Origin of the sequence: Gemella sp. 27098_8_92 (assembly GCF_041433685.1) — a bacterium.
GTDB lineage: Bacteria > Bacillota > Bacilli > Staphylococcales > Gemellaceae > Gemella.
This window is the reverse complement of record NZ_JAPWBZ010000004.1, coordinates 158,058-181,692: the sequence shown is the minus strand read 5'-3', so window position 1 is coordinate 181,692 and position 23,635 is coordinate 158,058. Positions and strand designations below refer to the sequence as shown.

24 protein-coding genes, 1 tRNA gene, 1 rRNA gene and 1 pseudogene are annotated in these 23,635 nt (G+C 28.0%); 18 read left to right on the top strand and 9 right to left on the bottom strand.

The features are described 5' to 3' along the window. The 7 genes from O3802_RS04400 to dnaA form a co-directional block, all read right to left on the bottom strand. Positions 1-176: ribosomal RNA gene (locus O3802_RS04400) — 16S ribosomal RNA — on the bottom strand; the annotation flags it as partial. Positions 177-286: 110 nt separating this feature from the next. Beyond that, positions 287-360 (bottom strand) — tRNA-Gly (locus O3802_RS04395). A 348-nt stretch (positions 361-708) separates the two neighbouring features. Beyond that, positions 709-1,749 (bottom strand): LacI family DNA-binding transcriptional regulator, encoded by a 1,041-nt coding sequence (locus O3802_RS04390; RefSeq protein WP_371458458.1) that lies wholly within the window; start codon positions 1,747-1,749, stop codon positions 709-711. Positions 1,750-2,032: 283 nt separating this feature from the next. Beyond that, a complete protein-coding gene (locus O3802_RS04385) occupies positions 2,033-2,986 on the bottom strand; it encodes an L-lactate dehydrogenase (RefSeq protein WP_371458457.1) in 954 nt (317 codons plus the stop codon). A gap of 442 nt (positions 2,987-3,428) precedes the next feature. Next, positions 3,429-4,622 (bottom strand): MFS transporter, encoded by a 1,194-nt coding sequence (locus O3802_RS04380; RefSeq protein ID WP_371458456.1) that lies wholly within the window; start codon positions 4,620-4,622, stop codon positions 3,429-3,431. Positions 4,623-4,717: 95 nt separating this feature from the next. Then, positions 4,718-5,857, bottom strand: a complete 1,140-nt coding sequence (dnaN, locus tag O3802_RS04375; RefSeq protein WP_371458455.1) for a DNA polymerase III subunit beta — start codon at positions 5,855-5,857, stop codon at positions 4,718-4,720. Between the two features lie 157 nt (positions 5,858-6,014). After that, positions 6,015-7,496 (bottom strand): chromosomal replication initiator protein DnaA, encoded by a 1,482-nt coding sequence (gene dnaA, locus O3802_RS04370; protein WP_371458454.1) that lies wholly within the window; start codon positions 7,494-7,496, stop codon positions 6,015-6,017. A gap of 536 nt (positions 7,497-8,032) precedes the next feature. On the opposite strand from dnaA, the gene rpmH reads away from it, so the two are divergent. The 10 genes from rpmH to O3802_RS04320 all read left to right on the top strand — a co-directional run bounded on the left by rpmH (position 8,033) and on the right by O3802_RS04320 (position 14,680). Beyond that, entirely contained in the window at positions 8,033-8,167 is a 135-nt protein-coding gene (gene rpmH / locus O3802_RS04365) for a 50S ribosomal protein L34 (protein WP_003144116.1), read from the top strand. A gap of 115 nt (positions 8,168-8,282) precedes the next feature. Continuing rightward, positions 8,283-8,558, top strand: coding sequence for a hypothetical protein (locus O3802_RS04360; RefSeq protein WP_371458453.1), 276 nt, complete (start codon positions 8,283-8,285; stop codon positions 8,556-8,558). A gap of 123 nt (positions 8,559-8,681) precedes the next feature. Further along, positions 8,682-9,029, top strand: coding sequence for a ribonuclease P protein component (gene rnpA / locus O3802_RS04355; protein ID WP_314005903.1), 348 nt, complete (start codon positions 8,682-8,684; stop codon positions 9,027-9,029). Between the two features lie 3 nt (positions 9,030-9,032). Then, complete coding sequence (gene jag / locus O3802_RS04350) at positions 9,033-9,857, top strand: RNA-binding cell elongation regulator Jag/EloR (RefSeq protein ID WP_371458452.1); 825 nt, start codon at positions 9,033-9,035, stop codon at positions 9,855-9,857. Positions 9,858-9,865: 8 nt separating this feature from the next. Beyond that, a complete protein-coding gene (locus tag O3802_RS04345; protein WP_371458451.1) occupies positions 9,866-10,234 on the top strand; it encodes a response regulator in 369 nt (122 codons plus the stop codon). Positions 10,235-10,756: 522 nt separating this feature from the next. Continuing rightward, positions 10,757-12,139 (top strand): tRNA uridine-5-carboxymethylaminomethyl(34) synthesis GTPase MnmE, encoded by a 1,383-nt coding sequence (gene mnmE, locus O3802_RS04340; RefSeq protein ID WP_371458450.1) that lies wholly within the window; start codon positions 10,757-10,759, stop codon positions 12,137-12,139. Between the two features lie 51 nt (positions 12,140-12,190). Then, positions 12,191-12,955 (top strand): exodeoxyribonuclease III, encoded by a 765-nt coding sequence (locus O3802_RS04335; protein ID WP_371458449.1) that lies wholly within the window; start codon positions 12,191-12,193, stop codon positions 12,953-12,955. Positions 12,956-13,040: 85 nt separating this feature from the next. Beyond that, positions 13,041-13,550 (top strand): GNAT family N-acetyltransferase, encoded by a 510-nt coding sequence (locus O3802_RS04330; RefSeq protein WP_371458448.1) that lies wholly within the window; start codon positions 13,041-13,043, stop codon positions 13,548-13,550. A 45-nt stretch (positions 13,551-13,595) separates the two neighbouring features. After that, entirely contained in the window at positions 13,596-14,048 is a 453-nt protein-coding gene (locus O3802_RS04325) for a DUF3290 family protein (RefSeq protein ID WP_371458447.1), read from the top strand. Beyond that, positions 14,048-14,680 carry a DUF421 domain-containing protein gene (locus O3802_RS04320; protein ID WP_276748803.1) on the top strand — a complete coding sequence of 211 codons (633 nt, stop codon included), beginning with the start codon at positions 14,048-14,050 and terminating at the stop codon, positions 14,678-14,680. Before O3802_RS04325 ends, O3802_RS04320 begins: the two co-directional genes overlap by 1 nt. 70 nt (positions 14,681-14,750) lie before the next feature. Here O3802_RS04320 and O3802_RS04315 read toward each other — a convergent pair whose 3' ends face one another. Then, a complete protein-coding gene (locus tag O3802_RS04315; protein ID WP_371458446.1) occupies positions 14,751-15,032 on the bottom strand; it encodes a GNAT family N-acetyltransferase in 282 nt (93 codons plus the stop codon). Positions 15,033-15,800: 768 nt separating this feature from the next. Between O3802_RS04315 and O3802_RS04310 the strand changes: the two genes are divergently transcribed. The 8 genes and pseudogenes from O3802_RS04310 to O3802_RS04275 all read left to right on the top strand — a co-directional run. Then, positions 15,801-16,469 (top strand): response regulator transcription factor, encoded by a 669-nt coding sequence (locus O3802_RS04310; protein ID WP_111743708.1) that lies wholly within the window; start codon positions 15,801-15,803, stop codon positions 16,467-16,469. Continuing rightward, a complete protein-coding gene (locus tag O3802_RS04305) occupies positions 16,469-17,455 on the top strand; it encodes a sensor histidine kinase (RefSeq protein WP_276750342.1) in 987 nt (328 codons plus the stop codon). The genes O3802_RS04310 and O3802_RS04305 overlap by 1 nt, the downstream gene beginning before the upstream one ends. A gap of 199 nt (positions 17,456-17,654) precedes the next feature. Further along, entirely contained in the window at positions 17,655-18,407 is a 753-nt protein-coding gene (locus O3802_RS04300; protein WP_276750345.1) for an ABC transporter ATP-binding protein, read from the top strand. A 1-nt stretch (position 18,408) separates the two neighbouring features. Then, complete coding sequence (locus O3802_RS04295) at positions 18,409-20,394, top strand: ABC transporter permease (RefSeq protein ID WP_371458445.1); 1,986 nt, start codon at positions 18,409-18,411, stop codon at positions 20,392-20,394. A gap of 210 nt (positions 20,395-20,604) precedes the next feature. Then, on the top strand, positions 20,605-21,123 hold the full coding sequence (locus tag O3802_RS04290) for a hypothetical protein (RefSeq protein WP_371458444.1): 519 nt from the start codon (positions 20,605-20,607) through the stop codon (positions 21,121-21,123). 108 nt (positions 21,124-21,231) lie between these two features. Continuing rightward, on the top strand, positions 21,232-21,846 hold the full coding sequence (locus O3802_RS04285; protein ID WP_483299425.1) for an SAP domain-containing protein: 615 nt from the start codon (positions 21,232-21,234) through the stop codon (positions 21,844-21,846). Between the two features lie 177 nt (positions 21,847-22,023). Then, on the top strand, positions 22,024-22,770 hold the full coding sequence (locus O3802_RS04280) for a MerR family transcriptional regulator (protein WP_371458442.1): 747 nt from the start codon (positions 22,024-22,026) through the stop codon (positions 22,768-22,770). Between the two features lie 192 nt (positions 22,771-22,962). After that, positions 22,963-23,067: pseudogene (locus O3802_RS04275) on the top strand (IS200/IS605 family transposase); the annotation flags it as partial. Positions 23,068-23,124: 57 nt separating this feature from the next. Here O3802_RS04275 and O3802_RS04270 read toward each other — a convergent pair. Beyond that, complete coding sequence (locus O3802_RS04270; protein WP_371458441.1) at positions 23,125-23,556, bottom strand: hypothetical protein; 432 nt, start codon at positions 23,554-23,556, stop codon at positions 23,125-23,127. Positions 23,557-23,635: the final 79 nt, after the last annotated feature.

The window sequence follows — 23,635 nt, the reverse complement described above, 5'->3', positions numbered from 1 at the left end:
GTATTAGCTATCGTTTCCAATAGTTGTCCCAGTCTATGAGGCAGGTTCTTTACGTGTTACTCACCCGTTCGCCGCTAAGTTTTTCTAGTGCAAGCACCAGAAAAACTTCGCTCGACTTGCATGTATTAGGCACGCCGCCAGCGTTCGTCCTGAGCCAGGATCAAACTCTCCAAATAAATTTGTTAGCTTGATTAGCTCTTTAAAAAGTTTTATAGTTTCTTTTCAAAACTGTCCTTTTTGGAATTAACGTTGACTTAATTCGTTTAGTTTTCAATGTTCAAAATAATGGAGCGGGTGATGAGAATCGAACTCACAACATCAGTTTGGAAGACTGAGGTTTTACCACTAAACTACACCCGCATTTATTAAAAATTTCTAGTGTCAATTTGACACTTTAATATTTTATCATTTATCTTTTTCTTTGTCAAGTTTTTTTTACAAAAAACTTTTAACATCTTTTTATCAAAAGACTCCTTTATTTTAGCATTTGTTTTAGTTTTTGTCAATACTATTTAGTAGTTTTCCTGAAAAAACTTAACATTAGAAATTTTAAAATATATCATTGTTCGCCTTTTTCTTTGAAAAGACTTTTTCTATTCTAGCACCACTTTGTTAATATGTCAATACTAAAAAAGAAAAAAATTCAAAAATGACGAATTATTCTTTTTTGAATTTTTTTCTTCTATAAAATTGTTATAAAATTAATTTTTATTTTGTTGTTTGACGATGAATTACTCTATATGGAAGATTCATCTCATTTTTTTGAATTTGCAGTTCTTCCAATTCTTCTTCATCTATTTCTTCACCTTTTCGTTTTGCTTTTTCTATATCTATAATTTTTGTTAATATACGCATAGAAACCGCACCTATGTCAAATATTGGTTGGAATATAGATGAAATTTTTGGTCTTGTCATATCTAACAGTTTTGTATTTTCTAAAGAAATTATTTCTATTTCTCCCGGTATATTCATACCTGTATCAAGTGCTTGGTGCATTATCGCAAGAGCAACTTCATCAAACATAGTAATTACTACATCTGCTTCTGCATTAGTGATTGTTCTAAAAATTCTATTACTTTCCTTATACGTTCTATATCCATCTATTATTTGTTGAGGTTTAAATTCGATTTTTTCACTAGCTAACGCATCTTTATAACCTTTTATAATTCGTTGAGTTTTTTGACTTTCATATCTATCTATTACTAATGAAATATTTTTAGAACCTTTCTCTAAAAATTCTTTTGTAACGTCATACGCAGCTTTTTCATAATCAATATTTACTGCGTAAAATTCTGAATCATTTCCTAGATTTCCTGCTAATACTACTGGAATTTTAATATCTTTTAAGTAATTTTTAGAGCTTTCTGATAACGAATGACCTAAATAAATTATACCATCTACTTGTTTACTCACAAATGATGCGAAAATATTTTTTTCTATCTCTTTATCATCACAAGAATTCGCTAAAATTATATTATATTTATACATATTAGCAACTGATTCTATACCACTTACCACTTCTGCAGAAAAAAGATCAGCTATATCTGGTAATACTATTCCTATTGTTGTTGTTTTTTTACTTGCAAGGCCACGAGCTACCGCATTTGGAGTATATCTCAGTTTTTTTATAACCTCTTGTACACGTAATCTTGTATCTTCCTTTACGTTTGGATTATTATTTACAACACGTGAGACTGTTGCCATAGAAACTTTAGCTTCTTTTGCTACATCATATATTGTTATTGTCATAGTTTCGCTCCTTTACTTATTATTTTTTTATATTAATATCTTTATTTTGTTTTTTTTATCTTTTTTTAAAACCTTTTCATCCGCTTATATTGTATCAAACTTTTTTTAATAAGTCTAGTATTTGAAAACAATATTTAAATCTATTTTTCTTTTCAAAAATTTATATTTTTTCCTTTTATATATTTTTTTATTAATAAAATAAAAAAAGAAGAATTAAATCTTCTCCTATAAAAATAATTTATAATTGAAATCTAACTCTTCTTTTTTCTTATTTAGTTTTCTATTAAGCTTCTAATGATTTATATGCTTTTTCTAAAGTTTCTTTTAATACTTTAGCTGAATGTTGCATTTTAGCTGTTTCTTCGTCTGTTAAGTCTAATTCAACAACTTCACGAACACCTTCACGTCCTACAATAGCAGGAGTACCAATGTATAATCCATCAATTCCATAGTGTCCATCACAGTATCCACTTACAGCAAGTTCTACATTTTCGTCACGTAAAATAGCTTTAACGATTGTGAATAATGCAAGACCGATTGCATAATAAGTAGCACGTTTGCGGTTGATAACTTCATATGCAGCACGCATAACTTTTTCTTCAACATCTGCAAAATCTTCTTTAGTGTATTTAGAAGATTCTAAGAATTTGTCAAATTGTTTACCATAAACATTTACATTACTCCATGCAGCAAGTTGTGTATCTCCGTGTTCACCAATAATATATCCACGAACACTACTTGGAGCTAATCCTAATTTATCTCCTAAGATATAACGGAATCTTGAAGAGTCAAGAGTTGTACCTGATCCAACGATTTTATTTCTTGGGAATCCAGTGAATTTTTGTAATGCATTAGTTAATACGTCTACTGGGTTAGATGCAATTACGATAACTCCATCAAATCCTGAAGCAACGATTTGTTCAGACATATCTTTTACAACTTTAATATTTTTATCAACTAAATCTAATCTAGTTTCACCTGGTTTTTGTGGAAGTCCACCAGCAATTACGATTACGTCTGCATCAGCACATTGCTCATATCCACCAGAAGTTACTTTAATAGGTGGTACTAAAGCTCCACCGTGGTTTAAGTCCATTGCTTCTCCTTCAGCTTTTTCAGGGAAGAAGTCGATTAATCCTAACTCTTCACATACACCGCTTGAATATAGTTGATAAGCAAAGCTCATCCCTACCATTCCTGCACCTATTAAAACTACTTTTCTGTTTTTCGCTTTCATAAGAAAACCTCCATTTAATGTATTATTTAATCTTAGATATTTTAAGTAATTATTTTTACTATTTTATTTTATATGAATTAAAAATATTTCTAACCCTTAATTTAAATATTTTTTAACTCATCTCCCTTTGAATTATAACATAACTTTTTGAAAAAAGAAAGTGTTTTTATTACGTTAATTTCAATATTAAGAGTTTTTATTTCTAAGAAAAATATATATATTTTTTGAAAGTTATCTCTTAATATTTCTAAAAAAATAAAACGTTTTATTTTTAATTTTTTGTTATATACCCTTGTTTAATAGTATAAGAGTATTTTTGTTTTTATTTTTTTTGTTAAGTTTAACTTTTAATTTTTTCCTAATTTTTATTTTATTTTTTTTTAGTAAAAAGTTATAAGAAATAAAAAAAGATTTCATAAAATGAAATCTTTTTTCATAATTTTTATTTTATTTCTATTATATTTCCTTTAGAGCTACTATGTAATAATGTTATAAATAATAAACTGGCTGTTGCTATTAAAATATATATTGCCACATCCCAATTTAATATATCTCTTATATAACCTAATAATGGAGGGAATATAGCAGCTAACCAATAACCACCAGCTTGAGCCAGACCAGATACATCCGCTGCTTCTTCTTCATTTTTTGATTTAGCAGAAAATAGGTACATTACATAAGAAAATGAACCTCCTCCAGCTAATGCAAAAAGTACAATATAAATTATCATTAATGAAAAGTTTCCATGAATATGAATCATTCCTATTAAAGAAACTATATAACCCATTGTTATGAAAATAGGGATTATAAGTTTGTTTTTAATTTTTTCAGCTAAAACCGGTACTAAAAAAGTTGAAGGGAATTGAGCAAATTGACTTATTGATAATAATAAACCTGCTTCACTAGGGGTAAAACCTTTACTTATCATTATCTCTGCAAACCAAGAAACACTACAGTAAAACAGAGCTGATTGTAATCCCATACTTAGCATTACAGACCACATTTTTAAACTCTTTAAGTAACCTTTACCACCTATTTTTTTATTATCTATTTTTTCTACTTTATTATTTTTTATTATAACCGAATAAATAATTATATTTATTAAAGAAATTATTAGCCAAATATTAACTGCTAACCCTGTCGAAAATTTTTCACCCCCTATATTAGTATTTAATATTGGATAACTTATTCCGGCCGCTATAGAAGCACTTATATTCATAACTACCGCATAAAAACCTGTCATAATACCTAAATTTTCTGGGAAATACTTTTTAGTTAAACCTGGCAATAAAACATTACCTACCGTTATTCCAACACCAATTATAAATGTTGTTACAAAAAATATAGAAGTATTTATATAAAATCTTAATAATAATCCTATACTAGCTACTATTGTTGCAAGAAAAATAGTTTTTTCTAATCCTATTTTATTAGAAATTTTCGTAACAAGAGGACTAAAAATAGCAAAAGCTATAAGAGGAATAGTTGTTATTAATCCTGCTACGGTATTATTTATCTCTAATAATTTTTTTAGCGAACCTATTATCGCTCCAACTGAAGTGATTGGTGTTCTTAGTACCATCCCTAAAAAAATAATACCTAATAATATAATCACTTTATTTGTTCGTTTTGTCATTATTATTCCTTTCTTTTATTCTGAGTTTTTTACAGAAAAAAGAAATGTAGTCTGATAAAAATATTTTTTCAGTCTACATGTCTTTTTTGTTAAAATTAATAAGTTCTTACAGGTAAAATTAATTCTATAATATCACGGTGATAATCTGCAGGTTGAACTATAAATGCAGTAAGTTCTCCAGAAAATTTCACAATAATTTCTTCGGAAGCTATAGCATATATAGCTTCTTTTAAATATCTACCTGATACAGAAATTTCAAATACATCATCTTCTAAAGTAGACTCTACTTTTATTTCTTCTACAGCACTTCCTAAATCTTTAGATTGAGATGAAATTTCTAAAACATTATCTTTTACTATTAATTTTATAATATCATCTTTATCCTCACGACTCATTAAAGAAACCCTATCTACTGCATCGAATAACTCTCTTCCATTTGAAACAAATGTACATTCAAAAACAGTAGGTATAAGCTTATTAGTATTAGGATAATTCCCACTAATTAGTAAAACAGTATATACTACATTTTGATAGTAAAGAACTATTCTATTGTTTTCATAAAAAATTTCTACTTGATCTTTACCTTCTTCTATCATACGTTGGAAGTATGTCAGAGCTTTTCTCGGTATAATCAAATTAAATTCTTTATCATCAGCTACTTCTTCAAGAGTTATTTGTCTTCTACTTAAACGATAAGAGTCAGTAGCCGTAGCTGTTAAAACTTTATTATTTAAAGTGAAATTAACCCCTTCTAATATAGGTCTTTGGTCATTTGGAGCTGTACAAAATACAGTTTCTTTTATAATATCGTTAAATACTTTTCCATCTAAAGTTAAACTATGTTCTTTAGATATAACTGGAAATTCTGGATATTCATTTGCATCATATCCTTTTACATTAAATTCACTTTTTCCAGATTTAACTAAAATATTGTTATCTATAGTTTCTATTTCAATAAGATTAGTAGGAGCTTTTCTAATAATTTCTATAAAATTACGAGATGGTAAAACTACTTGACCTTCTTCTTCTATAGTTATAATTTCTTTATCGTCATCATAAGCATCTATACTAAATTCGACAGAAACTAAAGAATCACTTGCTTTTAAGACAAGTACATTTTCATTTAATTCTAATTTTATCCCTTTTAATATTTCAAAAAGAGAATTAGGAGCTATAACTCTAGCTACATGATTTAAACCTGCTAAAAAATTAGATTTTTCTATTGTAAATTTCATTTTGTCTCCTTATATAATATATATATTTAATATAATAGTAATAATAAGTCTTGTTAAAACTGTTGATAACTTATAAAAATAAAATAAGTTTATAATTTTTCTTGTTAATAACTTGTTAATAACTAGAATAAAAACTTTTTATTTTATTAACATACTACTAAATCTTTCCGATACGCTCTTTTATTACCTCTATATCTTCAAAAAGTTCTGGTTCTTCATCTTTACTTAATTTCGCTATTTTGTTTACTGAGTAAATAATAGAAGTATGATCTTTATTAAAATAATCTCCTATAGCAGGAAAAGATAAAGTAGTTAACTCTCTGCATAAATAGATAGCTATATTTCTAACCTTAACAACCTCTTTTTTACGAGAAGAAGAAAGTAAATCATCAAGTTTTATACGATAAAAATCCGCACAAACGTTAAGGATATTTTCAGGTAAAATGTTTTTACGAGGAGAAATACGCGTATCCCTTAAGATTTCTTCAGCAATAGCTAAAGAAGGTTGTTGATTTTTTGAAGTAGCTGTAAATTTAATACGTTTTAAAACACCTTCTAATTCTCTAATATTAGAAGAAATATTATTAGAAATATAAGTAAGTGTTTCTTCACTTAATTGAATATCAAATTGTTCACATTTATATTTCAAAATAGCCATACGAGTTTCAAAGTCGGGTGGAGTAATATCCGCCGTTATACCTTGACTAAAACGTGTAACAAGTCTATCTTCTAACTCATTAAGTTGAGAAGGAGAACGATCACTTATTAGAACTATTTGTTTTTGATTCATCTGAAGTTCGTTAAAAGTATGGAAAAAAGCATTTTGTGTTTCTGTTTTTCCAGATAAAAATTGAATATCATCGATAAGAAGAGCATCAACATCGCGATACTTACGTCTGAAATCCTCATCTGCACCTACATTTTTATTTTTCATAGGTTTAATAGAAGCAAGAAATTCATTTAAAAACTTCTCAGAAGAAATACACTCAATCTTGAAATCAGGAAAATTATTTTCCATTTCATTACCGATAGCATGAAGAAGATGTGTTTTTCCTAATCCAACACCACCATAGATAAACAATGGATTATAAATTCCACCAGGCTCTACAGCAACATTCCATGCGATATTATGAGTAAAAGCATTACCTTCACCTACAACAAAATTTTCAAATGTATAATTTTTATTCAATGTAGGATTTTTCTTACTGTTCGTAATATTTTTATTAGGAATAGGTTGTTTATAATCATCAAAAGTAAAAGTTTGTTTTTGATAAAAATGCTGAGCCCCAGAAGGTTTATCCCCTTGTAGAAAATTTTGTTTAATAATATTTTCTGCAGGAATTTTATTGTCGAAAGAACTTGTAGAATCTTGAATAGGAACATGATTATCTAAAGAATCATAGTCTATATGTAAATCAAGACCAGTATTTATTTTTAAGATTTCTTTTAATTTAGCATCATAAGTACCTTGAATGTACTGAGAAACCAAAAGTTCTTTACTAGTAATAACAACGCGCTTTTTAACAAAATCTACATTATCAATAGATGCACGAGAAAACCAAGTTTCAAAAACCTGAGGAGTTACTTCATTTTTAATTTCACGAAGAATAATCTCCCATAAAAAATTGGAATTACTCAAAATAATCCCTCCTTAATAAAATGTCTAATAAATTATATCATAAAAAGAAGATAAAAAAAAGAAAAAGATAAAGTTATTCACAGATTGTGAAAAAACTATTAATAACTATGAAAAACTACTAGCTTTTATCTGTGGAAAAAGATAAAAAATAAAGAAAATAAAAATAAATGGGGAATAATTAACAAAGTTATTAACAAAAGTAAAAACAGTAAAAAAAGGGATTAGAAAGTTTTTCACACATAATTAACATCTGTGGAAAACTTTTGTTTGTTAAATTGTTAAAAACGTTATAAATTTGTTAAAAACTATATAAAAAATAAAATATTTTTAGAAGTATTCACCTGTTTTTCACAACATATAGAAGAAAAAATGTTAAAAACAGTTAATGCTTTTTTTATAAAAAAAGAATGAGAGTTAAAAATTTTTTATAATTTTTTTCTCAAATAAATAAGGTTTTTCCTTGATTAAAAGAAAAAGTTGTGATAAAATATACCAGTTATTACATCTATCTAAGAAGAAAACTCGAGGAGGACAAAATGAAACGTACGTATCAACCAAACAAAAGAAAACATTCAAAAGTACACGGATTTAGAGCTAGAATGAGCACTAAAAACGGAAGAAACGTATTAGCAAGACGTAGAGCAAAAGGAAGAAAAGTTCTTTCTGCTTAATAATTGCAACAAAGCATCACTTAGGTGGTGCTTTTTTATTTTGTAGTGATAATGGTATAATTATTTTTAAAGAGAGTAAAGGAAGATAAAGTTATAAAAGTGGAGGTAGAATAATATGGATATACTTACAATAGTTGCAGGTATAATAATAGGATTTATCGTTGCAAAAAATGTTATTTTTCACAAAAAGAATAATAGACAAAGAAATAGACAAATAATAACAATATCAGCAGTTTTAACGATAGTTTTTAACATAGTTTCATATATTATTTATAAAAAAATAGATATAATTACCATACTCCTTCCCTTGATAATAATAGCGTTTATCTTGCAATTGAAAGATTATAAAAAAATAAATAATAAAAATGATACGGAAGATATATATAAATAATAAAAATTTTATAGAATACACTGATAATTGTAAAAGAAAAAAAACTCTTAAACCTTAACAATAAAGATAGTTGTAAAAAATGAAAGAAACTGTTAAAATATTAGTGTTAAGAAAGGTTTTGAAATGAAAAAAGAATATAGAATAAAAAGAAGTCAAGATTTTGATAATATTATTAGAAAAAAGCAAAGTTTTGCCAACAGGCAGTTTGTAATTTATTTTCAAAAAAACAAACTAGAACACATGCGTTTAGGGATTTCTGTTAGTAAAAAATTAGGGAAAGCCCACGAACGTAATAAAATCAAAAGATATATAAGAGAAACATTTAAAACAAGAAAAAATCATATAAAAAATTATGATATAATAATTATAGCGCGTGCAGGAGTAAAAGAACTACCCTTTTTAGAAGTTGGTAGTAGCATAGATCACGTATTAAAAAAATCAAAATTATATAGAAAAAGAGAAGAGGGTTAAATAATGGAAAAAGAATATATTTACAAAGCAAGTAGTGTAGAAGAGGCTTTACAAAAAGGATTGAAAGATTTAGCATTATCAGAAGATAAAGTAAAAATAGATGTTATCGAGGGAGGAAGTGCTGGTATTTTTGGTCTATTCAAAAAAGAAGCAAAAGTAAAATTGACACCACTTGATAGTGAATTTATAAAAGATGAAAAACAAGAAGAAGTTAAAGAAGTCGAAGTAGAAGAACTTGTTGAAGAAAAACAAGAAGAAAAAGTAGTAGAAATTGAAACTGTTAAAGAAGAAGTAGTTGTAGAAAATGAAGAAGCAGTAGAAGAAAAAACACAAGAAGTAATTGAGAAAAAAGAAAAAAGAGAAGATTACATAGTAAAAAATAAAGATAGTATAGTAAGTTATTTACAAAATATCGTTATCGCTATGGGATATGCTGATGCTACTGTAGATTTTACAGAAGATGGAAACAGACACTTTACTTTAAATATAAAAACAGAAGAAAATACTAGTTTAATAATTGGAAAACGTGGAGTAACTCTTAATAGTTTACAATTTTTAGTAAATAATTATGCTAAAAAATTCAGTTCTCATTTCTTCAGAATAGAAGTAGATTGTGATGATTATAGAGAAAGTCGTAAAAAAATTTTAGAAGAATTAGCGTTAAACTTAGCTAAAAAATCTAAAAAAATAGGAAAACCAGTAGAATTAGAGCCTATGACAAGTGTTGAACGTAAAATTATTCACAACGCTCTAACAGGTATTCAAAATGTTGAAACAGAATCTCGTGGTGAAGAACCATATAGATATTTAGTTATTACAGCAAAATAGGAGAAAAGATGAAAAAATCTATACTTATTGTGGATGATAGTTCTTATTATAGAAGTCGCGGGGCAGAAATAGTAGAACGAGCAGGATATAACTATTATTTTGCAGAAGATGGAAAAAAAGCTCTTCAAATGTATAGTAAAATTAGACCGGACTATGTAACAATGGATATTTGTATGCCTATTATGGATGGTCTAGAGGCGACAAAAGCCATTTGTACGAAGTTTCCAAAGGCTAAAATATTAATTTGCAGTAGTGTAGGTCATGTTCCTGTCTATCGTCGACAAGCTTTTGTTAATGGTGCTTGTGGAATACTTCCAAAGAGTTATGATTTAGATGACTTAGAGCAAGCAATAGAAGAAGCAGATATGATAAAATAAAAAAGAGTATCGAGAGTAAATTCTTTCGATACTTTTTATATTACAACAAAGGAGAAAGGCTCATCCAAAGATGAGCCGTATATCATGAAAAAAATATATTAATAAGTGTTGTTATATTTATAATTATATAGTAATAACTTAAGATAAAGTTAAAGCTATAATTAAAGTTAAATTAAAATTATAAATATAAAATAACGTAATCAAAATATCTATAAAAAGGAGAAAAGCTTGCAAAGTAGCAAGCTTGAATCATGAAAAAAATATTATTAACTATCTATAATATATACTACCTACTTTATATGAAGTTAAAGAATTAGTTGAAATTTAGTTAAATCATCAAGAAAAACAAATTATATAACTTTTTAACTTTTGGTACTTTAAAGTTGATTTGAACTTAATAGTTAAACATATACTTTTCTCAAGAAAAATATAGAAAAGTAGTGTATAATAAAAAAGATATAGAATTTATAAAGAAAACACAGAAAAAGTTTAAAGAAAAATATAGAAAAAAGGAGAAAAATCATGAGTGAAACAATTTGTGCTATATCGACAGCTCTTGGAGAGGGTGCGATTGGGATTGTAAGGCTTAGTGGAGATGAAGCATTTAGTATTGCTGATAAAATAGTTCGTCTACCAAAAGGAAAAACAGTAGAAAGTTTACCAACACACACGATAAATTATGCAAATATAATAGATCCAAAAACAGAAGAAAAAATAGAAGAAATTATGCTTGTGAAAATGGTTGGACCACGAACATATACAACAGAAGATGTTGTTGAAATAAATTGTCACGGAGGAATAATAACTATTCAAAAAGTACTAGCTCTTTGTTTAGAATACGGTGCTCGCATGGCAGAACCAGGAGAATTTACAAAAAGAGCATTTTTAAACGGACGTATAGATTTAATACAAGCAGAGGCTGTTATAGATTTTATTAAGAGTAAAACAGATGAAGCGAGTCAAATTGCTAATAACCAGATGCAAGGACGCTTATCAACACTTATAAAACGTCTTAGAGCAGAAATTTTAGACATACTGGCAGTTGTAGAGGTAAATATCGATTACCCTGAGTATGATGATTTAGAGATAGAAACAACAAAGACTATTTTAGAAAAATCAACAAGTATAAAAAATAGTTTAGAAGCTTTATTAGAAACATCAAAACAAGGAAAAATAATAAAAGAAGGAATAAACACAGCTATTATCGGTCGTCCTAACGTAGGGAAAAGTTCTTTATTAAACAACTTACTTCAAGAAAACAAAGCTATAGTAACAGATATAGCAGGAACAACGCGTGATGTTTTAGAAGAACATGTAAATATAAAAGGTGTACCGATAAAACTAATAGATACTGCAGGTATTCGTGAAACAGAAGATGTAGTTGAAAAAATAGGTGTAGAAAGAAGTAAAGAAGCGTTAGAAAAAGCAGATTTAGTCTTATTCTTATTAAATAGTAGTGAAGAACTTACAGATGATGATAGAGAATTATTAAAATTAACAGAAGGAAAAACAACTATTATTATCCTAAATAAACTTGATTTAGAAACAAAAATAGATATAGAAGAAATAGAAAAACTAACATACAACCACCCTATTATAAAAACTTCAATGACGACGTACAAAGGAATAGATGAATTAGAAAAAAATATTAGAGATTTATTTTTCAAAGGAGCAGCTCGTCCAAAAGATGCGACATATTTATCAAATACACGTCAAATAAATCTAATTCAACAAGCATTGGTTAGTCTTAATGAAGCTATAAAAGCAGCGGAAATGGGACTTGAGGTGGATATGGTATTAATAGACTACACAAACGCATTTAATCTATTAGGAGAAGTTATCGGAGAAAACTCTGGTGATGAATTAATCAACGAGTTATTCAGTAGATTCTGTTTAGGAAAATAAAATGTTTCGCGTGAAACAAAAATCATTTCACAAAGAAAAAGGAGTATAAAGATGAAATGTATTAGTTTTAATGTTAACGGCTTAAGAGCTATTGTTAATAAAAATTTTGAAGAAGACTTCAAAAAATTAGATGCTGACTTCTTTTGTTTGCAAGAAACAAAAATGCAAGAAGGACAACTAGATTTGCAGTTTGATGGATATTATAGTTACTTTAATTATGCAGAGCGCAAGGGATATTCAGGAACGGCGATATATACAAAACACAAACCTTTAAATGTAAATTACGGTATGGGGATAGATGAGCATGATACAGAAGGTCGCATAATAACATTAGAGTACGATAAATTCTTCTTTATTACAGTCTACACACCGAACTCAGGAAGTGAATTAAAAAGATTAGATTATCGTATGACGTGGGAAGAAGATTTTAAAAACTATTTACTAGAATTAAACAAAACAAAAGGTGTTGTTGTTTGTGGAGATTTAAACGTAGCACACACAGAAATAGATTTAAAAAACCCAAAATCAAATACGAAAAATGCTGGATTCACACCAGAAGAACGAGAAAAATTCACAAAACTACTTGACGCAGGTTTTATCGACACATTCAGATATTTTAACCCAGAATTAACAGGTGCATATTCTTGGTGGAGTTATCGTTTCAACGCTCGTAAAAACAACGCAGGATGGAGAATAGACTACTTTTTAACAAGTCGAGATTTAGAAAAATATCTAGTGAGCGCAAAAATTCATAACGACATACTAGGAAGTGATCACTGTCCTGTAGAGGTTGTCTTGAATAAAGATTTATTATAAAATAAAAAGACTAGGGAGAATAATTTATTATTCTCCCCTTCTCTATTATTAATTAAAAAAAAGTATTTAAGCAGAAGGATAAGTTATGTTAAGAAAAGCAAAAAGTACAGAATTAGATGAGATAATGCTAATTATAGAAGATGGTCGAGAATTTCTACGACAACAAGGAATAAACCAATGGCAGCATGGATCTCCGAGTAAAGAAACGATAAAACAAGATATAAAAGAGCAAACATCCTACGTTTATGAAATAGATATAAACATAGTAGCGACAGCTATGCTAACTAACTGCGATAGAGATTATGAGAACTACCCCACTCTATGGTCTAAATGTGATAACTACTTGGTAATTCATCGTATGGCTACGTTAAAAAACATTCGTAATCAAGGAATTGGTCGTCAATTTTTATCAGCAATAATGGATTTTGCTAAAAAAGAAAATATAGATTACATAAGAATAGACACGCATAAAGATAATAAAATAATGAGAAAATTTTTGAGTAACTTTGGATTCGTTGAGTCAGGTGAAATAAAATTAACAATAAAAAATAATTTAGATGACAAAGAAAGAATAGCTTATGAAATTAAAGTATAACAAATTAAAAGTTTCATGTGAAACAAATAAAAAAGGAGAAAGAAGATGAAATTTTATTCATACGATTATTTACAAAGTAAATTACAACAAAATAATTTAATATCTTATATAATAATAGCTGTTCTAATAGTTATATTATGTATCACATTAATAAAATATTATAAAAATAGACAAGATACAAAATACAGAGAATTATCGATTATATTGGTCTTGAGTACTCTACTAGCGGTAGGTATAAGTATTAATGAGTACAAATCAAACGCAGTATCGTCTAATCAATATAAAAGTTCTATTCATTTTATAGAAAAAATATCTAACGATTTGAATATCGATAAAACACACATATATATAAATAGTGAAGCATCAATAGAAAACTCGTTTGTAAAAGTAGATAATACTTACTACAGAGTTATAAGTAGTGGAAAGAAAGATGAGTACCTATTAGAAAAAATAGAATTAGTAGATCCAGTAATAGAAAAAATGGAGGTAAATAAATAATGCAACTTTCATATATAGATATAGCAATAAAATTAGCTTTAGGATTATTATCATTAGTATTCGTAATAAATGTATCAGGAAAAGGTAACCTAGCTCCTGCATCAGCAAGTGATCAAGTTCAAAACTATGTACTAGGGGGAATAATAGGTGGTGTTATCTACAACCCAAGCATTTCAATTTTACAATTTATTAATATATTATTAATATGGGTTATATTAGTGTTAACTCAAAAATGGTTAAAAACCAATAACATGTTCTTGAAAAAAATGGTAGATGGAGAACCAACTACAGTAATAAAAAGAGGGAAAATAAACGTGGAGGCAACAAGAAAAAGTGGATTATCAGCGAATGACTTAGCGTTTAAACTCCGCAGCCAAGGTATATATAGTATAAAAAATGTAAAAAGAGCGGTAATAGAACAAAACGGTCAATTAATAGTGGTGTTAACTGGAGATGAAAATCCAAAATACCCTATAATTACAGATGGAAAAGTTCAAATCAATTCATTAGAATCTATGGATAAAACAGAAGAATGGTTAATGTCCACTTTAAAAGAAATGGGATACAAAGATATAAAAAATATCTTCTTGGCAGAATACGACAAAGGACAATTACATATAGTAGAATATTAAAGTAATAAAGTATATAATCAAAGAAAAACATAAAATTTATCGATGGAATAAATTTTATGTTTTTATGTTTTTATTTATCTACATTAATGAAGTCGTAAGAAGAATCTTCTGAAAACTTCTTAACTACATATGAACAGCTAGCTTTAATTTTTTTGTTTTGTTGTTTCATATCTTCAACAAGAGTATTTAAAAGTTTACCAGCAACACCTTGCCCGCGTAACGAAGAATCAACGAAAGTGTGATCAGCAACTACTATATCAGGGTTATCGGTTGGTGAATAAGTAATTTCTGCGATAACTTTACCGTTCTCGTCGTATTTAACAAAGCCATTTTCAGTTTTTGTAAATTCCATATTGAACCTCCTTGCCATTATCTATATAGAGTTTTATTCTTTTCTATTATTATAACATATTATAAAATCTACGGTAAAGAATTCTCTTCCTCTTTTTTTACTCCTGCTCCCCTACTCTTTTTATTAATTTTCCACTTTTTTAAATCGAATTTTTCAAAAAAATAATTTCTTTTTCAAAAAATCAAATATTAAATATTTAGTAAAAATTATATTGATTAATCAAAATTAATTTATTAAAAACAACAATAAAACACCACAATAAAACAAATGGAGAGATTTTTAAAATAATTTCGATGGTGGTGTTGATAATTTTCTTTTTCGAAAAATTAAGCGGTGAATAAAAATCAAAGAACAAACAAGAGTGCCCAAACACTTCTAAACAAGAAAATAAGTAGGGTAAAAACATTTTTATAAAATCAGCAAAAACAAACGCAAAAATCAATTTATTTATTGTTAGAGGTTTCACGTGAAACATCACCCTCACCCATTTTGTTTTTTAAAAAATAAATAACCAAAAATTATTGTTTAATTAAAATTTTAATCTTAATAATAATTTTAATTAATACCCATTTATTTTTATAAAAAATATTATACAAAACTCTCCTTTTTACTCTTAAAAAAATCAAGAGAAAAGAAAATGTACAAGAAAAAAAGTATAAAAGAAAAATTTAATAGAATAATAATTAAGAATTTTCATCGTTTGTAGAAAGTTTGTGGTATAATTTTACTAAATGTAATTACGATAAAATAAAAAGCAGGTGAGAGTGTATGTATAAAATTATGATAGTTGAGGATGACGAGATTATATCAAATTCAATAGCGGGCTATTTAGAAAAATGGCAGTATAGCACATGTGAAGTGCAAAATTTTCAAAATGTAGTGCATGAATTTGTTGAATACTCTCCTGATTTGGTGCTTATGGATATTAACTTGCCTTATTTTGATGGGTACTACTTTTGCGAGGAAATAAGAAAAATTTCTAAAGTGCCTATTATTTTTATCTCTTCGGCGAACGATGATATGAATATAGTAATGGCGATGAATATCGGTGCAGATGATTTTATAGAAAAACCTTTCAAATTAGTAGTATTAAAAGCGAAAATAGAAGCGTTATTAAGACGTGTTTACAACTTTAATAGCGGAACAAATCTAATAGTATATAAAGATGTAATTTTCGATATGAGTCGAGATGAAATCAAATGTGGAGAAGAGTTGGCGGAACTAACAAAAAATGAGAGTAAAATATTAACTGTATTGTTAGAAAATCGCGAAAAAATAGTAAGTCGTGAAGAAATTATCAACGCTTTATGGCAAAGTGATAATTTTATAGATGAGAATACTTTATCTGTTAACGTTAATAGATTAAGAGCGAAGTTGAAAAGTATAGGAGTAGATGAGTTTATAACGACTAAAAAAGGAAAAGGATACATAGTATAATGAAAATTTTAGCGAATTATTTAAAGAAAAACATAAAAGTCTATTTGCTATTTGTAAGCTTCATATTAGTCTTCTTTGGGATTTTTTATCTATATTCTTTGCCTTTTGAAGCGTTGTATTATGGTGGGAGTTTTTGTTTTATATTAGCACTTCTGACGAGTGTTGTGGATTTTTATAACTATAAAGATAGCTATAAAAAATTAAAATTTTTAGAAAATCATATACTAAATGATATGGAAGGTTTACCACGAAGTTTAGATGTAAGAGTTGAATATTATCATAAAATTATAAGAAGATTACATGATGAAGTAGAAAAACTTAATCATCAAGCGTATAAAAAGAACACAGAGATAGAAGATTACTTTAGTATGTGGGTACATCAAATTAAAACCCCAATAGCTGCGCTAAACTTTCTATTAGACAATGAAGAAGTAGATGTGAAAATAGTAAAACAAGAATTATTCAAAATAGAACGCTATGTAGAGATGGTACTGACGTACTTAAGGCTTGGTAGTGAGAGTTCGGACTATCTTATAGAAAGAACAGATTTAGCTGGTGTAACAAAAGATAATATAAAAAAATATGCTCCATTATTTATAAATAAAAAGATAAAATTAAATTATGTTCCACATGAAACATTTGTTATTAGTGATAAAAAATGGCTAGGATTTGCATTTGAACAAATCTTAAGTAATGCGATTAAATACACGAAAACAGGTGGTGAGATAAGTATTTTCTTCGAAAAAAATAAACTTATTATAGAAGATAATGGTTTAGGAATAAGCGAAGAAGACTTACCGCGTATTTTCGAAAAAGGTTTTACAGGATTTAATGGAAGATATGAGAAAAAATCTAGTGGACTAGGGTTATACCTTTGTAAAAAGACGTTAGATAATCTAGGGCATAAAATAATAATTACCTCGAAGGTTAATGTTGGAACTAAAGTAGAAATAATATTCCCTGAAGAAGATAGATTTAGGGAGTAATAGTAGTAAGAATTAAAAAAGTAGGATAACAAACAAGTCTGCAATCTTACAAAAGTGTAAGATTACAGGCTTTTTTGTAAGGAAAATCGATAGAACGACAAAAAAATATAAGATACAATATAGTTGTAACAAAGAAACAATAGATCGATTAAGTAAGTGGAAACAATTAGTCGATTAGGATGAAAAGAGGAGATTAACAATGTTATTAGAAGTAAACAACGTAAGAAAAGTATACACAACAAGATTAAGTACACAAAGTACAGAGGCATTAAAAAATGTAAATTTCGCTGTTGATAACAATGAATATGTAGCTATTATGGGTGAAAGTGGAAGTGGGAAAACTACACTATTAAATATTTTAGCAACATTTGATAAAGCAACAAGTGGAAGTGTTCTATTAAAAGGTCAAGATCTTAGCAAACTAAAAGATAAAGATTTAGCTGATTTTCGTCGAGATAATCTAGGATTTGTTTTCCAAGATTTTAACCTACTTGATAATTTTTCAGTAAAAGATAATATACTACTACCGCTGGTTTTAGCGAATAAAAACTATAAAGATATGGAGAAAAGACTAGAAAAAGTAATAAAACCACTTGGAATAGAAAAACTTATCGATAAATATCCTTATGAAATATCAGGTGGTCAAAAACAACGTGTGGCAGTTGCTCGTGCAATTATAACAAATCCGGCGATAATCCTAGCGGATGAGCCAACAGGAGCATTAGATTCAAAATCTACAGACCAATTATTAGAAGTCTTTGACAGATTAAATGAAGCAGGGCAAACACTTATAATGGTGACGCACTCTGTAAAAACAGCAGCTCGTGCAAAAAGAGTGTTATTTATAAAAGATGGTGTTGTTTTCCATGAAATCAGAAAAGGAAATTCAACAAATAACGAAATGTTCCAAAAAATTAATGACACACTAACATTAATGCAGGCAGGTGAGTAACATGAATTTATTTTATAGCAAATTTGCGCTAAACAATTTAGTAAAAAATAAACGTTTTATACTACCGTATATTTTATCGACGATTTTCACTATTGCATCATTTTATATACTAACATCATTATCATTAGGGAAAAATCTGGATAAATTACCTCAAGGTATAAGTGCAACAAAACAAGTTCTCGGGTTTGGGGTTATAGTTATTGCGATATTTTCAGCGATATTCCTGTTTTACACTTATAGTTTCCTAATTAAACGTCGTGTTCGAGAGTTTGGATTATATTCTGTATTAGGTATGACAAAAAAACAAATAGCACGTATTTTAATATTAGAAACTATCTTTATCGCGGTGATAACATTAGTGTTTGGACTTGCGTTCGGTCTGTTATTCGATAAACTAATGCTTTTAGTATTGTTAAAATTATTTACAGCAGGAGTAAGTTTTGGTTTTGTAATAACACCAATCGCAGTATTTTTAACAATCTTATTATTCGGAGGAATTTTCTTCTTATTACTAATCTACACAGTAATAAAGATTTCTCGTCTAAAAATAGTAGCACTTCTTAAAGAAGAAAATAATGGAGAACGCGAACCAAAAGCACGTTTTATTTTAGCTATTTTAGGATTAGGATTAACAGGATATGGGTATTATTTAGCTCAAACTATACAAAATCCAATAAAAGCTATAACAATGTTTTTCATTGCAGTTTTAGCGGTGATATTCGGGACATATTTAATATTTATGGCGGTAAGTATAACTGTTCTAAAATTGATGAAAAATAACAAGACTTTTTATTATAAACCAAAGAACTTTATCAGTGTTTCAGGGCTTTTATACAGAATGAAACGAAATGCTGTAGGGCTTGCTAATATTTGTATACTATCAACGATGGTTCTTGTAACTATGGGAACAACATCAGCGCTCTATGCAGGTAGTGAAGATGCATATAATACACGTTTTCCAAGAGACATAATAATAAATGGTTATCGTTCAACAGAAGGTAAGTTGGCTGAAATAGAAAAAAATGTAAAAAAAGCCACGCAAGATGCGGGAGTAGAAACAAAAGATTTAGTATCATATAATATGTTGAATGTAGTAGGGCGTCTAAACGGGACCGAGATTAACTATGAATCAGAGTTTACTGGTTCGTTTGATAAGATTAAATCTATTGTTGTGCTTGAATTAAAAGACTACAATAAAGTATCAAAAGAACAAAAAACTTTAAACAATGGAGAAGCTTTATTATTTATCGATAAAAAAGGTAAATATGAAGCAAATGAAATAGCGGTCCAAGGTGTAAATTTAAAAATAAAAGAAAAGTTAACAGACTTTCCAGGCGCTTTAGGCACAGCTGCAGCTAACATTATGGATACATATTATGTTGTAGTAAAAGATAATGCTGACGTTAAGAAAATAGAGTCAGCTCTGAAGAAAAAACTGAATATTTCAGACGGTGAAGGTGAAATCTTCAACTATGTAGGTTTCAATATTAGTGATAAGTCAAAAGAAGCGAAAGTAATAGAAAACTTTAAACAACTAGAAAAAGAGGGTAATATAAATATCGAAGGAAAAGCAGAAAATGAAATAAATTTCAAAGGTTTCTATGCATCATTCTTATTTATAGGTATGTTTATAAGTATGATTTTCGTAGTCTCTCAAGTAGTAATAATGTACTATAAACAAATTTCAGAGGGATACGAAGATAAAGGTAAATTTGGAATTATGCGTAAAGTGGGGTTAACCGACAGACAAATCAAACAAAGCATAAGAAGTCAGGTATTGATGATCTTCTTTGCCCCACTAGCAATAGCGACACTACACACGATAGTAGCATATCCATTTATTGAAAAAATATTAAAATTATTCTTAGCGACAGATAATAATGTTTTCTTAATAGCTTTAGCTGTGACAATAGCAGTCTTTGGGGTATTCTATCTAATAGTATATCTAATTACCTCAAGAATATATTATAGAATTATAAAAGAATAGTACAACGATTTAGAGATAGCTTGGCTAAAGATTTTCTACAGACCAAAAGTAAAATGTTAGTCAGTAAACTAAAAAGTACAATCTAGATAAATGGAAAATTGATTATAAAAAGTACACATGGTATAATTACCATGTGTATTTTTTAGTAAAAAATATATAAGAATAAAGGAAATAAAAGGGAATTATAAAACTGTTATTTAAGAGGTGTGTATGGAAAGGTATGAATTTGTAGCGACAACAACAAATAAAGAGAAGATGATTAATGTTATTATTCCTATCGTAATGGTAGGACTTTTGGTAGGACTAGCACTAGTTTCATATTACTTTGAACTAGATAACTATATTAAACCATATTCATTATTTAAATCTTTAACAATAGTATTAATCCTTGGGGGGTGTTTTCTTTTAGCGAGAAAACTACAAGAACTCTTTTCAAAAAAGTATGTTGTAGAGTTAGATGGCAATAATATTAGAATCTGGGGTAATGATAAGGAAATTATGTCTGGAACAGTTATATTTTGTGAGATAGATTATAACAAACAAAAAGTAGGGGATAAAGCCTTACGAGTCGATATATATACCCACACAGATAAAATAAAATTTCGGGCTAGATCTAAGCATGTTAGAACGATTGAAGGGGAGTATACATGGAATCCTCTAGGAACAGGCGAAGTATCAGATATAGAAAGTTTGTTATCTCTAGGTAGAAAATTGAAGGATATTACTTAAGATAAAACAAAAATTATAAAGTGAGGATTTTGTGGAAATAAAGAAGTAATAGGGTTATTGAGAGAATAATAGTATGAAATAGATTGTTTAAGAGGAGTTAAAAGATTGATAGAAAAAAGACCAAAATTTGAAAAAATTACATCGTTTGACGAGTTTAATAAATATTATTGGTATCGTGAAGAAATTTCACAGATATGCAAGTCGTTAGGATTAGAATATAGAGGTACAAAGCAAGAACTAAATCATATTATTGAGCAGTATTTTAAAGGAAATTTAATTAAAAAATCATCAATAAAAAACACAAAAAAACAAGTGGAAAATATTACTTTGGATACGCCATTACTTGAATGTGGTTTTTCCTTCAATGCAAAGTTTAGGGAATACTTCTCCACTTTAACAGGAATCTCACCGTTTAAATTTACTGCTGATATGGCTACCGCTTGGAGAAAAGTAAAAAGCGAGAAAAATATAAAATTTACAATAGAAGATTTGCTAAAAGTTTATTATGGCAAATCGGACTATGCAAAATATGATAATTCTGTTTGTCAATGGAATCAATTTTTAAAGGATTTTTGTGCAGATGAAAATAGTAGAAATTATTCGAATAAATTAAAAGTAGCTTCTATTCTTTGGAAAGAAGTTAGAAACTCAGAAAAGGAAAAAATCTATTCAAAGAATCTTTTAACAGAATATGCGTATAAACTAGAAGAGTATCGTAAGTAGATTGGTACTTATTTATTAGTTAATAATTCAATAATAACTAAGATAGAAACTGTAAATCTTATACTTAGTTATTTTTTAGCTCAAATCAAAAAAAAAGAAAAAATAAAAAAAAGAAAAAATATGTTGACTATAACGCAACGTAATAGTATATACTTATAATTGTTAGGAGGAGATTGAATGTATTTGATTAAAAAAGTTAGCGAATTAAGCGGTGTATCGGTGCGCACTTTACACCATTATGATGAAATTGGTTTGCTATCTCCCCAAAAAAAAGAAAATGGATATAGATATTATTCTGAAGAAGATATTTCATTTTTACAAATGATATTGTTCTATAAGTACTTGGGGTTTCCTTTAAAGAAAATAAAAGAATTGTTAAAAAAAGAAGATAGTGAAGTATTATATCATCTGAGAAAACAACTTGATTTAATGCAAAAAGAAAAACAAAAACTCTTAACTTTATTAAAAACATTGGAGAAAACAATAGAGTCACAAGAAAGGAGAATTACTATGTCAGCAAAAGAAAAATTTAGTGGGTTTAGATATCAAGATAACCAAAAATATAAACAAGCTGCAATTGATATGTATGGGAAAGAAGTTATAGAAGAAGCTGTTGAAAAACAAAAAGGAAAAGAACAAGAAATAGCGGATGGTTTCAATGAAATATTCTTTGCTTTTTCTGAAAATATAACAAAAGAAATAAGTGCTACATCTAAAGAAAATATAGATTTAGCAGAAAAACTTCATAAACATCTTTGTAAATATGCTTTTGATTGCTCAATAGATGTATTTTCAAGTATTGGTCATGGATATGTTCAAAATATAGAATTTAAAAACAACCTAGATAAATTTGGTGAGGGAACAGCGCAATATGTATGTGATGCTATTCAACAATATGTAAAGCAAGAAAAAGGTGAAAAATAGAATTTAATTTGCCCAAAAATAGTAAATCAAATAGGTTTGCTATTTTTTTGTGGTTTTAACCAGTTGAGGGGGCAAAGCCTATGAAAAACCACCTGTTATGCGGGTGTGAGAAAAAAGTTAAATAAGTAAAAAAACATCCTTTCTTGATAAAGTAAAAGTAGTTCAAACTCTATAAGAAAGGATGTTTTTCATATGGCAAATAAACATAATAGTTTATCGTATACAAAATGGTTATATAAATACCATATTGTATTTATACCTAAGTATAGACGAAAAATAAAATATAATCAATATAAATGAAAGTACACCTCTAATTTTTTATATATTTTGAAATAATTAGTTAGACTTTACTTTTTATGCTTTTTCTCCGGCCATTTTACGATTAAAAGTGATAATGGCAAAAACAAAAATAATGCTTGTATAACCCATTACAATACTTAAGTGAGGGAGAATGTTACTGAAATCACCATTTATTAAACTTAACTTTATTGCCTCTACACTATGATAAAACGATAAGATATTGGTTATAGCTTTGAATGCACCACCTATCAAGTCAATAGGAATAAAAACTCCAGATAACCAACCTGCAATATTTGTTAATAATGCTCCGCAAACCCCGCTGACAGCTTTCTCATTCAAAAAGCTACCAATAAAGAATATAGAAAAAACTGTATGAAGTATAGCTATAAAATCAAGGTGAAATATGGTATAATAAGAAAATAATTTGAAGATAAAAACGCAATATATATTTTTTAATGTATTAGAACTGGTAGGTAGCCCAGTCATCTAAATTATTTTATTTAGGTAAGTAACCTTCCCCTCCGGGTTGTCCATTCTTCAATAAAGTATTAAGGAGGGTTCTGTT

Excerpts from the sequence above, each read along its gene's own strand:
- O3802_RS04390 (WP_371458458.1), bottom strand. The coding sequence starts at position 1,749 with ATGACAATAACAATATATGATGTAGCAAAAGAAGCTAAAGTTTCTATG.
- O3802_RS04385 (WP_371458457.1), bottom strand. The coding sequence starts at position 2,986 with ATGAAAGCGAAAAACAGAAAAGTAGTTTTAATAGGTGCAGGAATGGTA.
- O3802_RS04380 (WP_371458456.1), bottom strand. The coding sequence starts at position 4,622 with ATGACAAAACGAACAAATAAAGTGATTATATTATTAGGTATTATTTTT.
- dnaN (WP_371458455.1), bottom strand. The coding sequence starts at position 5,857 with ATGAAATTTACAATAGAAAAATCTAATTTTTTAGCAGGTTTAAATCAT.
- rpmH (WP_003144116.1), top strand. The coding sequence starts at position 8,033 with ATGAAACGTACGTATCAACCAAACAAAAGAAAACATTCAAAAGTACAC.
- O3802_RS04360 (WP_371458453.1), top strand. The coding sequence starts at position 8,283 with ATGGATATACTTACAATAGTTGCAGGTATAATAATAGGATTTATCGTT.
- rnpA (WP_314005903.1), top strand. The coding sequence starts at position 8,682 with ATGAAAAAAGAATATAGAATAAAAAGAAGTCAAGATTTTGATAATATT.
- jag (WP_371458452.1), top strand. The coding sequence starts at position 9,033 with ATGGAAAAAGAATATATTTACAAAGCAAGTAGTGTAGAAGAGGCTTTA.
- O3802_RS04345 (WP_371458451.1), top strand. The coding sequence starts at position 9,866 with ATGAAAAAATCTATACTTATTGTGGATGATAGTTCTTATTATAGAAGT.
- mnmE (WP_371458450.1), top strand. The coding sequence starts at position 10,757 with ATGAGTGAAACAATTTGTGCTATATCGACAGCTCTTGGAGAGGGTGCG.
- O3802_RS04335 (WP_371458449.1), top strand. The coding sequence starts at position 12,191 with ATGAAATGTATTAGTTTTAATGTTAACGGCTTAAGAGCTATTGTTAAT.
- O3802_RS04330 (WP_371458448.1), top strand. The coding sequence starts at position 13,041 with ATGTTAAGAAAAGCAAAAAGTACAGAATTAGATGAGATAATGCTAATT.
- O3802_RS04325 (WP_371458447.1), top strand. The coding sequence starts at position 13,596 with ATGAAATTTTATTCATACGATTATTTACAAAGTAAATTACAACAAAAT.
- O3802_RS04320 (WP_276748803.1), top strand. The coding sequence starts at position 14,048 with ATGCAACTTTCATATATAGATATAGCAATAAAATTAGCTTTAGGATTA.
- O3802_RS04315 (WP_371458446.1), bottom strand. The coding sequence starts at position 15,032 with ATGGAATTTACAAAAACTGAAAATGGCTTTGTTAAATACGACGAGAAC.
- O3802_RS04310 (WP_111743708.1), top strand. The coding sequence starts at position 15,801 with ATGTATAAAATTATGATAGTTGAGGATGACGAGATTATATCAAATTCA.
- O3802_RS04305 (WP_276750342.1), top strand. The coding sequence starts at position 16,469 with ATGAAAATTTTAGCGAATTATTTAAAGAAAAACATAAAAGTCTATTTG.
- O3802_RS04300 (WP_276750345.1), top strand. The coding sequence starts at position 17,655 with ATGTTATTAGAAGTAAACAACGTAAGAAAAGTATACACAACAAGATTA.
- O3802_RS04295 (WP_371458445.1), top strand. The coding sequence starts at position 18,409 with ATGAATTTATTTTATAGCAAATTTGCGCTAAACAATTTAGTAAAAAAT.
- O3802_RS04290 (WP_371458444.1), top strand. The coding sequence starts at position 20,605 with ATGGAAAGGTATGAATTTGTAGCGACAACAACAAATAAAGAGAAGATG.
- O3802_RS04280 (WP_371458442.1), top strand. The coding sequence starts at position 22,024 with ATGTATTTGATTAAAAAAGTTAGCGAATTAAGCGGTGTATCGGTGCGC.
- O3802_RS04270 (WP_371458441.1), bottom strand. The coding sequence starts at position 23,556 with ATGACTGGGCTACCTACCAGTTCTAATACATTAAAAAATATATATTGC.